This window comes from Aureimonas sp. AU22 (genome assembly GCF_001463745.1).
Taxonomy (GTDB): domain Bacteria; phylum Pseudomonadota; class Alphaproteobacteria; order Rhizobiales; family Rhizobiaceae; genus Aureimonas.
Map to the genome: position 1 here is coordinate 83,117 of NZ_BBWJ01000026.1, position 11,665 is coordinate 94,781.

Consider the following 11,665-nt stretch of genomic DNA (forward strand, 5'->3'; position numbering starts at 1 on the left):
GTCACCGATCCGAAGGGCGAAGCGATTCGCCCTTCCTTCGTTTTCAGGGGAAGCGCTTGTTTTGACCATCATCCTCCACGGCATCCGCAACTGCGACACGGTGAGGCGCGCCCGCGCCTGGCTGGACGCGCACGGGCTCCCTCACGGCTTCCACGACTTCAAGACGCAAGGGGTCGACGAGGCGCAGTTGCGGCGCTGGTGCCGGGCCGCGGGCTGGGAGACGCTGCTGAACCGCGCTGGGACGACGTTCCGCAAGCTGCCCGAGGCCGAGCGCGAGGGGTTGGACGAGGACAGGGCGGTCGCCGTGATGCTCGCTCATCCCAGCGCCATCAAGCGACCGGTGGTGGAGACGGGCGAGACCGTGCTCGTCGGCTTTCGGCCGGAGGCCTATGAGCGCGCCTTCGGCTGAGCCCGCGCCGGTCGGGTGACGAAGGGGCCGTAGCGGCCGCCGGAGCGACGCGTCTCAGGCCCCCTTCGTCGCCGGGGATCGCGCCGAGAGCTTGTTGCCGTCCGGGTCGCGGAGATAGGCGACGAAGGCACCGTTCGGGCGCTCGGTGGGCGGGCTCTCGACCGCGGTTCCGCCATGCGCCGTGCCGGCCTTGTGCCAGGCGAGGACATGGTCCGGGTTTGCGGCGGCAATGCCGATCGTCCCGCCATTGGCGGCGGTCGCCGGCTTGCCGTCGATCGGGGTCGTGATCATCAGCCGGCCGCCTTCGTGGCGATAGACCAGCCGCCCCCCGGCATCCGTCTCCCCGGGCCGGCCGCCCAGGGCCGCGAAGGTGGCGTCGTAGAAGGCCCTGGATCGCTCCAGGTCGTTGCTGCCGATCATGACGTGCGTGAACATGGTGTCTCCCCGGATACGAACTGCGGCGCGTCAACGACGGGACGGCGCTCTTCGTTCGCCGCCATCGAGCCGATCGCCCGCAACCATCGCACGCCGGCGTCGAAGGGCAAGCGGGATGTCGCGACGTCCCGGCCATCGTCCTGGCACCCGCCGGAAGGCCAAGCCCGTCTAGCACCGCCGCGACGAGGGCTTCCACGCGTCTGCCGGCGGCAGATCGCCCCGAACGGTTCACGTCGAGTTTCCCGTCCGCGACCGATGGCCGGCCTTGCGTCGGACGGCGGTGCCGCTAGGGTCCGGAGCCATGAACCGACGACAGATCTTGACGACGCTGGGCCTCGGCGCCCTGGCGACCGGCAGCGGCACGAGGATGGCCATGGCCCGCAACCGCTACTACGACGGGCCCGCCAGCGACCATTTCGACGGGACGCGCTTCTTCAACCCCGGCGGCATCGAGCCCGGATCGCTGTCGGACGTCCTACGCTGGCGGTTCGGGGGCGGCGGCAGCCGCGCCGTCTGGCCGCGGGAGGTCCGGAGCCCGTTTCCCCAGGCCGTTCCGGAGCCGCGCGTCGAGGATCTTCGCGTCACCATGGTCGGCCACGCGACGCTTCTCGTCCAGGCCGGCGGCCTCAACATCCTGACCGATCCCGTCTGGTCCGAGCGCGTCTCGCCCGTGTCCTTCGCCGGGCCCCGGCGCGTGGTGGAGCCCGGCATCCACTTCGATCGTCTGCCGCCCATCGACATCGTGCTTCTCAGCCACAACCACTACGACCACCTCGACACCGATACGCTCGCCCGGCTCAAGGCCGCGCACGATCCCCTCGTCGTCACGCCGCTCGGCAACGACCGGATCGTGGGGCAAGCGGTGCCCGGCATGCGCCTCCTGACCGGCGACTGGGGCGACCGGATCGAGGCGGCAAGCGCCGTCGTCCATGTCGAGCCCGCCCACCACTGGTCGGCCCGCGGCATCAACGACCGGCGCATGGCGCTCTGGGCGGCCTTCGCCGTGGAGACGCGGGCGGGCCGCATCTACCATGTCGGCGACACGGGCTTTCACGAGGGGATCAACTACCGTGCGGCCGCGCAGAAGCACGGCGGTTTCCGTCTGGCGATCCTGCCGATCGGCGCCTATGCGCCGCGCTGGTTCATGGCCGCCCAGCACCAGGGACCGGAAGATGCGGTGGAGGGCATGGTCCTGGCGAAGGCCGGCTTCGCCGCCGGGCACCACTGGTCGACCTTCCAGCTGACCGACGAGCCGATCGACGAGCCGGGGCGGCTCCTGGCCGACGCCCTCAAAGCGCGCGAGCTGGCACGCGAGCGCTTCCGCCCGATGCTGCCGGGCGAGGTCTGGGACGTGCCGGACGCCTGAGCAGCCGGCGCGCGACGGCCCGCCCCGGCGCCTGCATCCGCGACGCTGTCGGGACGGACCCCGTTCGCCGACAGCTCGCAGAATAGAACCCCGCCGGCAACCGGCGGGGCGGGATTGTCGACCCTCTCCGACTAGCCGATCAGATCGGCCAGCCCGATCGGGAAGCGACGCACGCGTCGGCCGGTGGCATGGCGCACCGCGTTGGCGATGGCGCCCCCCGTGCCGGTGATGCCGATCTCGCCGACGCCCTTGATGCCGAGCGCGTTGACGTGGGCATCGTCCTCGTGGACGAGGATCGCCTCCATCGGGGGCACGTCGGCATTCACGGGGATGCGGTACTCGGCAAGGTCTGCGTTCATCACGCGACCCGTGCGCCGGTCCACCACGGCATGCTCGTGGAGGGCGAAGGACAGGCCCCAGATCATGCCGCCGAAGAGCTGGCTCTCCACCATGCGCGGGTTGATGACGCGGCCCGCCGCGAAGGCGCCGACGAGCCGCGTGACGCGGATCTGGCCGAGGTCGGGGTCCACCGAGACTTCCGCGAACACCGCGCCGTGCGCGTGCATGGCATAGGCGTCCCGCGCGGCGGGGTCGGCGGCGGACTGGCCGTCGGCCTCGACCTTGTCCAGCCCGGCGCGGCGCAGGATCGTGGCGAAGTCCTCGCCACGGGTCTCGTCGTCGCGCCGCACGAGGCGGCCGTTCTGAGCGAGCGTGCCGATGTTGCCCGCGCCATAGAGCGGCGATGCCTCGTCGGCGGTGGCGATCTCCGCGAGCCTCGCGATCACCGCTGCGCCCGCCGCGTGGAGCGCCATGCCGGCGGTCGCCGTGTGGCCGGAGCCGCCCGCGATGCCGGCGTCCGGCAGGTCGGAGGTGCCGGCGCGGAACTCGACGCGCTCGATCGGCAGGCCCACCGCATCGGCAGCGATCTGGGCAAGCGCCGTCCAGGCGCCCTGGCCCATGTCGTGGGCCCCCGTCTCCAGGAGCCCGGAGCCGTCGGCGCGGATCGTCGCCCGCGCCTTGGCCTGGAACATCAGCGCAGGGAAGGTCGCGGTGCCCATGCCCCAGCCGAGGAGGCGGCCCGCCGCGTCGCGCATCGAGCGGGGCTCCAGCGGCCGCCCGGCCCAACCGAAGCGGGCGGCGCCCTGTTCGTAGCAGGCGCGCAGGGCCTTGGACGAGAAGGGCTTGCCGGAGATCGGCTCGCGCTCGGCGTAGTTCTTGAGGCGGAAGGCGAGCGGGTCCATCCCGGTCGCTTCCGCCGCCTCGTCGATGGCGCTCTCGAGCGCGATCGATCCCGACGCCTCGCCCGGCGCGCGCATGAAGAGCGGCGTGCCGGTGTCGAGGCGCACGCCCTCGTGCACGGTGCGGATGGCGGGGCTGGCATAGAGTGTATGGGCGACGTCCGCCGCGGGCTCGAAGAAGTCGTCGAAGGTCGAGGACGCGGTGCGCGTGCGGTTCTCGATCGCGGTCAGCGCGCCGCCTTCCGTCATCCCGAGCCGGATGCGCTGGCGCGTCGGGGCGCGATGGCCGACGGGCCCGTACATCTGCTCGCGGCGCAGCACGAGCTTCACCGGGCGCCCGGTTATCCTCGCCGCCATGATGCCGAGGACCTGCGGCCCGGCCGGGAAACCCTTGGAGCCGAAGCCGCCGCCGAGATACGGGCTGCGGATGTGGATGTCGGTCGGCGCGATGCCGAAGAGGCCGGCAAGGCGCTGCTGCGCCATCGCCAGGGACTGGGTCGGCATGTCGAGTTCGAGCCGGTCGCCCTCCCAGCGGGCGACGACGCCGTGCGGCTCCATCGCGTTGTGATACTGGGCGGGCGTCTCGTAGGTGACGTCCACCGTGCGTCCGGCCGTGTCGAGGCCGGCTTCCACGTCGCCGATCTCGGCTTGCCCCGGATTGCCGGCGCCCACCGTTTCGAGCGCGAATGCGTCGGCATCGTCGAGCGTCGAGCGCGCCGGCTCGGCCTCGAAGCGTGGCGACAGCAGCGCTGCGCCCTCCGTCGCCGCCTCCAGCGTTTCGGCCACCACCACGGCGACCGGCTGGCCGGCATAGCGGATCCGGTCGTTCTGCAGGAGGTCGAGGCGGAACATGAACGGGTTGGTCTTGGCGTCCGGATCCATGGCGAGCGGCGGCCGGTTGGCCGTCGTCATCACGGCGACGACGCCGGGATGAGCCGTCGCCGCCGCCTCGTCGAGCGAGACGAGCCGTCCGCGCGCGATCGTGGCGGTGGCGAGCACCGCGTAGAGCATGCCGGGGGGGTGGTTGTCGGCGGCGAACGTCGCCGAGCCCGTCACCTTGAGGACGCCCTCGCGGCGCGTCATCGGCTGGCCGATGTTGGAGCCGTGCCGCATGCGGCCGGGGTCGTTCGTGAGGCCGATCTCAGACATGGAGCGATCCTTCCGGGACGGGGGCGAAGGGGGAGCCCGGCAGGGCGGGAACGCGCTCCGGCGTGCCGGCCGCGGCGAGCTTCAGCGCCCGCACGACGAGGCGCCGGGCGAGTTCGATCTTGTGGGCGTTGTCGCCGGAGGGGCGCGCCTCGGCGAGAGCCGCCTCGGCCGCCCGGTCGAAGGCGTCGCCGCCGGGCTCGGCGCCGGCCAGAAGCGCTTCGGCTTCGCGCGCGCGCCAGGGCTTCAGCGCGACGCCGCCGAGAGCGATGCGGCCATCCGCGATCCGCCCGCCCTCGATCCGCAGCATCGCGGCGACCGAGACGACCGCGAAGGCGTAGGACGTGCGCTCGCGCAGCTTCAGGTAGCGCGCGTGGTCCCGGAAACCCGCGGCATCGGCGGGCAGGCGCAGAGCGAGGACGATCTCGCCCGGCCGGCGCTCGGTCTCGATCTCCGGCGTCTCGCCGGGCAGGCGGTGGAAGTCGGCGAGCGGCACCTCGCGCCGTCCGTCCGGGCCTTCGAGTTCCACCACCGCGCCGAGCGCGGCGAGGGGAACGCAGAAGTCGGAAGGGTGTGTGGCGATGCAGCGGTCGCTCCAGCCCAGCACCGCATGCGAGCGATTCTCGCCGCCGATGGCGCTGCAGCCCGTGCCCGGTTCGCGCTTGTTGCAGGCGCTGGCCGGGTCGGCGAAACAGGCGCAGCGGGTGCGCTGGAGGATGTTGCCACCGGCGGTCGCGGCGTTGCGCAGCTGCCCCGAGGCGCCCGACAGAAGCGCCTCGGCCACGGCCGGAAAGCGCGCGGCGAAGGTGCGGTCGTGCGCGAGGTCGGCGTTGCGCACGAGAGCGCCGATGCGGGTGGTTCCGTCGGGCAGATGCTCCACCGCCGACAGGCCGGGCAGGCGGGTGAGGTCGACGATCCGCTCGGGCGCCAGGACGCCGCCCTTCATCAGGTCGAGGAGATTGGTGCCGCCGGCCAGGCAGGCCGAGCCCGGCAGGGCGGCGGCGGCGATCGCCTCGCTCACCGTCGCGGGGCGGACGTAATCGAAGCGGTTCATGCCGCCTTCTCCCGGTCGGCCTGCGTCATCGCGCCGTGCGCCTCGATCACGGCCTCGGTGATGCCCGCATAGGCGCCGCAGCGGCAGAGGTTGCCGCTCATTCCCTCGCGGACGCGCTCGACGTCGCCCTCCGCCTGGCCCTCGCTGATCAGGCCGACGGCGCTCATGATCTGGCCCGGCGTGCAGTAGCCGCACTGGAACCCGTCATGGGCGATGAAGGCGGCCTGGACGGGGTGCAACTCGCCGTCTCGGGCCAGGCCCTCGATCGTGAGGATGTCCGCGCCGTCGAAGGACAGCGCCAGCGACAGGCAGGAGACGACCCGGCGCCCGTCGACCAGGATGGTGCACGCGCCGCACTGGCCCCGGTCGCAGCCCTTCTTGGTGCCGGTGAGGTCGAGCCGCTCGCGCAGGAGGTCGAGGAGGGTGACGCGCGGATCGTCGAGGACGATCTCGTGCGCCGTTCCGTTGATCGTCAGATGCAGGGAATGGTTCATGCCGTCACCCTTTCGGTGATATGTCGAACCGGACAGGCCGGAGCCGCGCGTTTGGCGAGCGGACGTCGGGCCAGGCGGGACACGGGGTGCGCATTTCCAAGGGAGATGCGTGTGCCGGGTCCAATTATACGGAGGCGCCCTCCGTTTACAAGGCTGGAGCGATTCCAATTCCGGAAATGGTGCCCGATCCTCCGAAGGCAACGCGCAAGATCCGAGCCGATTCGGCGCGGAACCGCGAGCGCCTGCTGGCCGCCGCCGCCGAGGTCTTTCGTGCCGCAGACGGCAGCGCGAGCCTTGAGGCCGTGGCCCGCAAGGCGGGGGTCGGCATCGGCACGCTGTATCGCCATTTTCCGACGCGCGAGGCCTTGTTCGAGGCGGTCTACCGGCGCGAGGTCGGCGAACTCGCCCGGCTCGCCGAGACGCTGGCGGCGCGTGAGCCGCCACTTCCCGCGCTTCGCCTGTGGCTGCGCGAGGAGGTGCGGCTCGTCGCCACCAAGCGCGGCATGCTCACGGCGCTGGCGCTGGCGGTGGACAGCGGTTCCGAACTCTACGCCTTTTCGTTCACCGAACTCACCCGAGCCGTCGGCATGCTCCTGCATCGCTGCGTGGAGGCCGGCGAGATCCGGGGTGACATCGGGCCGGAGGACCTTCTCCAGACCCTCGTCGGCCTTTGCCTCATGGCGAAGGAGCCGGATTGGGAGGGCAACGTGGTCCGGTTGATGGACGTGTTCGTGGATGGCATGCGCGCCGGGGCCAGGCGCCCGGACGAGGGAGGGGACGATGGGTAAGGACGATGGTGCGATCCTGCGCGCGGTGTTCGACACGGCGCTGCGGCACGCGATGCCCGCCGGGCGGTTCGCGGGCCGTCTGCCGGAGCGCCCGCGCGGGCGCACCGTCGTCCTCGGCGCCGGCAAGGCCGCGGCCTCGATGGCGGCCGCCTTCGAAGCGGCCTGGGAGGCCCCCTGCGAAGGCCTCGTCGTCACGCGCTACGGGCACGGCGTGCCGACACGATCGATCGAAGTTGTGGAAGCCTCGCATCCGGTGCCGGACGCCGCCGGCGAGGCTGCCGCGCTCCGCATCCTGGCGCTGGCGGAGGGCGCCGGGCCGGACGACCTCGTCGTGGTGCTGATGTCGGGGGGCGCCTCCTCGCTCCTCGTGCTGCCGGCGCCGGGCATCACGCTCGCCGACAAGCAGGCCGTCAACCGCGCGCTTCTGGCATGCGGCGCGCCGATCGGCGAGATGAACACGGTGCGCAAGGCGCTGTCGGCGATCAAGGGCGGGCGACTGGCGACCGCCATCGCCCCGGCGCGGCTCGTCACCTACGCGATCTCGGACGTGCCGGGCGACGACCCCGGCACGATCGGCTCCGGGCCGACCGTTCGGGACGCGGCGAGGCCGGACGCCGCGCTCGCGATCCTCGCTCGCTACGACATCGCGCTGGCCGAACGCCTCGTGCGGGCGATCGAGGCCAATGCCGCGACCGTCCCCGGCCGGGACGCCGGCGTCTTCCACATGCTGGCGACGCCGATGATGGCGCTGGAGGCGGCGGCCGAGGCGTCACGCGGGTTCGGGATCGAGCCGGTGATCTGGGGCGATGCCATCGAGGGCGAGGCGAGCGCGGTGGGTGCCGCGCACGCCGCCCGGGTGCGGGCCGCCCGCTCCGACCGGCCGACGCTGTTCCTGTCGGGCGGCGAGACAACGGTGACGGTGGGGCGGGGCGTTGGCGGTGGGCGCGGCGGTCGCAACAGCGAGTATCTCCTGTCGCTCGGCCTTGCTCTCGACGGCCACCCCGGCGTCTCGGCCATCGCCTGCGACACCGACGGGATCGACGGATCGCAGGACAATGCCGGCGCCTGGTTCGACCCGTCGATGACGGCACAGGCCCGCGCGGCCGGCATCGACCTCCCCGCGCATCTCGCGGCGCACGATGCCTACACGCCGTTCGCGGCGCTGGACCGGCTGGTGGTGACGGGACCGACCTTCACCAACGTCAACGACTTCCGCGCCATCCTGGTGCACGGCAGGGACTAGGCTGGCGTCAGGCCGCCGGCTCGAGATGCTGGAGGAGCGGCATCGGCCGGGAGGTCGGCTCGCGGCGCGTGGTCCAGCGCGCGCCGATGTCGTCGGTCGCGTGCAGCGCCAGCGTGATCTCGTCGCCGTGCTGGAAGCCGTGAAGCGGCCGGGTCTGGCCGAACTCGGCCCATTCGCGCATCAGCATGTCCCAGACGGTGGGCGTTTCCAGGACGCGGCCGAGCATCCAGAGGAGCTTGGACTTGCGCAGGCGCACGGAGCCGTAGGCCTGGATATCGTGGAAGAGGGCATGGAGAAGATCGGGTTTCATGAAGCTCTCGGGGGACGGTGTCCGGTTCCCCCGATATGGGTATCAAGCCCCTGATCTGCAACGATTATGCGGCTTTCCGGGCGGCCATGTGGGCGATGAAGTTGCGCAGTTCGCGCATGCGTCGCGCCGGCTCCGTCACTTCCCGGTCGAGCCCGAGCTGCCAGGCGAGATCGCGCCGGTCCGGTTCGCGGTCGAGCGCGTCGATGCGGGCGGCATGCGCCTCGAGAGCGGCCTCGTCGAGCACCAGCTTCTCTTCCAGAAGGTCGTCCGCCTGACGCCGGAGAGCGGCCGCGATTTCGGCGAGCGAAAGCTCGGGATGGTACTGGACGCCCCAGAACGTGCCGGCGCCGCGGCGGATCTCGATGGCCTGCACCGGTGTCGTGCGCGTGCCCGCCAGGATCGTCGCGCCATCGGGAAGGGTCGCCACCTCGCTGGAATGCATGGCGGGGGCGTCCCAGGCGAGCGGCCGTCCGGCCAGAAGCGGATGGGTGCGCCCGGCCTCCGTCGCCACGATGCCGCGCACGAAGCCCGCCTCCATGCGGGGCGAGCGCGGCTTGCAGCGCCCGCCCGCCGCGACGCTGGCGATCTGCAGGCCGGCGCAGGAGCCGAAGGCCGGCGTCCCCGCCTCGAAGACGCGCGTCATGAAGGCGGCGGCGGACCGGGTCTCGGGTGTCTCCTCCTGCATCTGGATGGGCGAGCCGGACAGGACGATCCCATCGAAGGCGCGCAAGGCCTCGACCGACGGCGGGGCGTCGCCGTCGACGCAGGAAAGGGTGTCGCAGGACAGGCCGGGTTCGATCGCCCTCAGCGTCTCGGCGTAGGTCTCGTCGGAGGACGCGCCGACCTCCCGGCGCCTCGCTTCGCGCTGGTCCGGGGTCTCGCTGGCAAGGATCAGGAAGCGGAGGGGCAAAGGCTTGTCTCTTCGGCAGGAGGAGGGTCCGAGATAGGCCGGAGGCCGGGCGAGGCCATGGGGTCGATTGTCACGCGGCGCGGACTTCCGAAGGTGGCTACGAACAGGGGCGGGAACGAAGGGCGAGCCCCCCGGCTTGACCCGCCGACGATCCGGGCGGCCCGCCCGCCCTTCAGCCACGAGGACGAACAATGGCCGACAAGACCCTCAACGATCTCTTCCTGCACCAGTTGAAGGACACGTATTTCGCCGAGAACGCGATCCTGAAGGCCCTGCCGCCGATGATGGATGCGGCGACCTCGACCGACCTCAAGTCGGCGCTCGGCGTCCATCTCGAAGAGACCCGCGAGCAGGTGAAGCGTCTCGAGGAGGTGTTCGGCCTGGTCGATGCCAAGCCCGAGGGCGTCGAATGCAAGGCGATCCTCGGCATCATCGCGGAGGGCCAGGAAGTGATGGAGGAGTTCGCCGGCTCCGAGGCGCTGGATGCCGGCATCATCGCGGCGGCGCAGGCCGTCGAGCATTACGAGATCACCCGCTACGGCACGCTTCTGGCCTGGGCCGAGCAGCTCGAGCTCGACGAGGCGGCCGACCTTCTGAAGGAAACGCTGATCGAGGAGGAGAACACGGACGACATCCTGTCCGACCTCGCCGAAAGCTCGGTCAACGAGGATGCCGACGAGGACTGACCGGTCCCCGGCTCAGCCCGCGATCAGCGCCCAGAGGCCCTGAAACACGCTGGTTCCGGCAAACGGCCCGAGCAGCAGCATGGCGAGGTTGAGCGCCAGGATCCACAGGACGACCCGCTCCCCGCGCCGGGACAGGCGCGGGGTGGGCTTGATGGGCTCGGGCGGGCGCCAGTTGCGGTATTCGAGGAACATCGCGGTCTCCCCTTTGGCCATACCCTGCGCCCGGCAGCGCTTCGCGGCAAGGCCGTGCGCGCTTCAGCCCCAGGGCTGATAGAGGACGGCCAGCAGCGCCAGCGCCAGCGCGGGCGGCATCACGAGGAAGCCGAGGCGCAGGAAGGCGAGCGCGCCGAAATCGAGGGACTCGCGCCGCAGCGCGGTGAGCCAGAGGATCGTCGCCAGCGAACCGGTCACCGACAGGTTGGGGCCGATGTCGATGCCGACGACAATCGCATCCACCACGCGTTGCGGCAGGTCCGCCGCCGTGGTGAAGGCGCCGGCCAGGAGCCCGAGCGGCAGGTTGTTGGTGAGGTTGGTGCCGAAGGCGAGGGCGCTGCCGGCGGCGAAGGCGCCGAGGTCCGGCGCGGCATTGAGCGGTCCCTGGAGCGCGTCGATCAGCGTCGTCTGGAGGCCGCTTACCTCCAGCGCCCGCACGATCACGAAGAGGCCGGCGACGAGCGCCAGCGTATCCCAGGACACTTCCCGGACGAGCGGCAGCGGGTTCGATCGCTCGCCGATCATCACCGCCAGCGCCGTGACGAGACCGGCGATCAGCGTCGGGGGGCCGAGTTCGAACCCGAGCGTCGAGGCGGTGAGGAGGACGACGATCGCCGCGCAGAGCCCGATGGCGGCGATGCGCCCGCCAACCGAGAGCGCGGGGATGGCGATGTCGGTGCGGGTGGCGCCCACGAGATGCCGGCGCTGCGTCCAGCGCAGGATCCAGAACGTGGCGAGGATCGCGAGGGCCGAGGGCAGCGCGAAGCGCGCGAGCCAGTCTCCGAGCGGCGGCAGGTCCTCGCCGAACACCACGAGATTGGCTGGGTTGGAGATCGGCAGCACGAAGGACGCCGCGTTGGCCACGAAGGCGCAGATCAGGAGATAGGGCAGGGGCGAGACGACCTTGGCCGCGCGCGCCACGGCGATCACGGCCGGCGTCAGCACCACGGCGGTCGCATCGTTCGACAGGAACACCGTGACCAGCGTGCCGATTGCGTAGACCAGGAGGAAGAGGCGCTGCGGCGAGCCCTTGGCCGAGCGCGCGGCGAAGGCCGCGAGGTAGTCGAAGAGGCCCTCGCGCCGGGCGGTGCCCGCCAGAAGCATCATCCCGGCGAGGAACAGGTAGACGTCGGTGCCCATGGCGATGCCGTGGGCGGCCTCCTGCCAGGGCAGGAGACCCGCCACGACGAGGAGGGCCGCTCCTCCCGCGGCGAAGACCCATTCCGGCCACCGGCCCGGCCGGAAGATGACGCCGAAGACCGTGAGCGCGCTGACGATCCAGGTGGCGATGTGGAGGCTGGCGAACATGCGGGGCGGACTCGGCAGGGCTCGAGGCTCGTCACCGCAAGCGGAGGGTCGGGATCGGGCGGTGG

13 protein-coding genes are annotated in these 11,665 nt (G+C 71.7%); 5 read left to right on the forward strand and 8 right to left on the reverse strand.

Annotation, left to right across the window (positions count from 1 at the left end):
- The first annotated feature begins 61 nt into the window (after nt 1-61).
- Nucleotides 62-409 carry an arsenate reductase gene (locus tag AUL34_RS09450; protein WP_061933461.1) on the forward strand — a complete coding sequence of 116 codons (348 nt, stop codon included), beginning with the start codon at nt 62-64 and terminating at the stop codon, nt 407-409.
- A gap of 54 nt (nt 410-463) precedes the next feature.
- Here AUL34_RS09450 and AUL34_RS09455 read toward each other — a convergent pair whose 3' ends face one another.
- A complete protein-coding gene (locus AUL34_RS09455) occupies nt 464-844 on the reverse strand; it encodes a VOC family protein (RefSeq protein WP_061933462.1) in 381 nt (126 codons plus the stop codon).
- Nucleotides 845-1,217: 373 nt separating this feature from the next.
- Here AUL34_RS09455 and AUL34_RS09460 point away from each other — a divergent pair, with 373 nt between their 5' ends.
- The gene (locus AUL34_RS09460; protein WP_082653274.1) at nt 1,218-2,210 is read left to right on the forward strand and encodes an MBL fold metallo-hydrolase; all 993 of its coding nucleotides are present in this window, start codon (nt 1,218-1,220) and stop codon (nt 2,208-2,210) included.
- 131 nt (nt 2,211-2,341) lie between these two features.
- Here the strand turns inward: AUL34_RS09460 and AUL34_RS09465 are convergent, their stop codons facing one another.
- Genes AUL34_RS09465 through AUL34_RS09475 form a run of 3 tightly spaced genes read right to left on the reverse strand, consistent with a single transcriptional unit; the run spans nt 2,342 to nt 6,142 of the window.
- A complete protein-coding gene (locus tag AUL34_RS09465) occupies nt 2,342-4,597 on the reverse strand; it encodes a xanthine dehydrogenase family protein molybdopterin-binding subunit (RefSeq protein WP_061933463.1) in 2,256 nt (751 codons plus the stop codon).
- Nucleotides 4,590-5,648, reverse strand: a complete 1,059-nt coding sequence (locus AUL34_RS09470) for a xanthine dehydrogenase family protein subunit M (RefSeq protein ID WP_061933464.1) — start codon at nt 5,646-5,648, stop codon at nt 4,590-4,592. Before AUL34_RS09470 ends, AUL34_RS09465 begins: the two co-directional genes overlap by 8 nt.
- Nucleotides 5,645-6,142: a (2Fe-2S)-binding protein gene (locus AUL34_RS09475; protein ID WP_061933465.1), complete on the reverse strand. Its 498-nt coding sequence runs from the start codon at nt 6,140-6,142 to the stop codon at nt 5,645-5,647. Before AUL34_RS09475 ends, AUL34_RS09470 begins: the two co-directional genes overlap by 4 nt.
- Before the next feature lie 176 nt (nt 6,143-6,318).
- On the opposite strand from AUL34_RS09475, the gene AUL34_RS09480 reads away from it, so the two are divergent.
- Together AUL34_RS09480 and AUL34_RS09485 are read left to right on the forward strand one after the other, a co-directional pair.
- Nucleotides 6,319-6,930 (forward strand): TetR/AcrR family transcriptional regulator, encoded by a 612-nt coding sequence (locus AUL34_RS09480; RefSeq protein ID WP_061933466.1) that lies wholly within the window; start codon nt 6,319-6,321, stop codon nt 6,928-6,930.
- The gene (locus AUL34_RS09485) at nt 6,923-8,173 is read left to right on the forward strand and encodes a glycerate kinase (protein WP_061933467.1); all 1,251 of its coding nucleotides are present in this window, start codon (nt 6,923-6,925) and stop codon (nt 8,171-8,173) included. The genes AUL34_RS09480 and AUL34_RS09485 overlap by 8 nt, the downstream gene beginning before the upstream one ends.
- A 7-nt stretch (nt 8,174-8,180) precedes the next feature.
- Here the strand turns inward: AUL34_RS09485 and AUL34_RS09490 are convergent, their stop codons facing one another.
- Together AUL34_RS09490 and AUL34_RS09495 are read right to left on the reverse strand one after the other, a co-directional pair.
- Nucleotides 8,181-8,483, reverse strand: a complete 303-nt coding sequence (locus AUL34_RS09490) for a hypothetical protein (protein WP_061933468.1) — start codon at nt 8,481-8,483, stop codon at nt 8,181-8,183.
- 64 nt (nt 8,484-8,547) lie between these two features.
- Nucleotides 8,548-9,393: a type 1 glutamine amidotransferase gene (locus AUL34_RS09495; protein WP_061933469.1), complete on the reverse strand. Its 846-nt coding sequence runs from the start codon at nt 9,391-9,393 to the stop codon at nt 8,548-8,550.
- 191 nt (nt 9,394-9,584) lie between these two features.
- Between AUL34_RS09495 and AUL34_RS09500 the strand changes: the two genes are divergently transcribed.
- Nucleotides 9,585-10,079 (forward strand): ferritin-like domain-containing protein, encoded by a 495-nt coding sequence (locus AUL34_RS09500; RefSeq protein WP_061933470.1) that lies wholly within the window; start codon nt 9,585-9,587, stop codon nt 10,077-10,079.
- A 12-nt stretch (nt 10,080-10,091) separates the two neighbouring features.
- Here the strand turns inward: AUL34_RS09500 and AUL34_RS09505 are convergent, their stop codons facing one another.
- Together AUL34_RS09505 and AUL34_RS09510 are read right to left on the reverse strand one after the other, a co-directional pair.
- Nucleotides 10,092-10,271, reverse strand: coding sequence for a hypothetical protein (locus AUL34_RS09505; RefSeq protein WP_082653275.1), 180 nt, complete (start codon nt 10,269-10,271; stop codon nt 10,092-10,094).
- A gap of 63 nt (nt 10,272-10,334) precedes the next feature.
- A complete protein-coding gene (locus tag AUL34_RS09510; protein WP_061933472.1) occupies nt 10,335-11,600 on the reverse strand; it encodes an arsenic transporter in 1,266 nt (421 codons plus the stop codon).
- Nucleotides 11,601-11,665 lie beyond the last annotated feature (65 nt).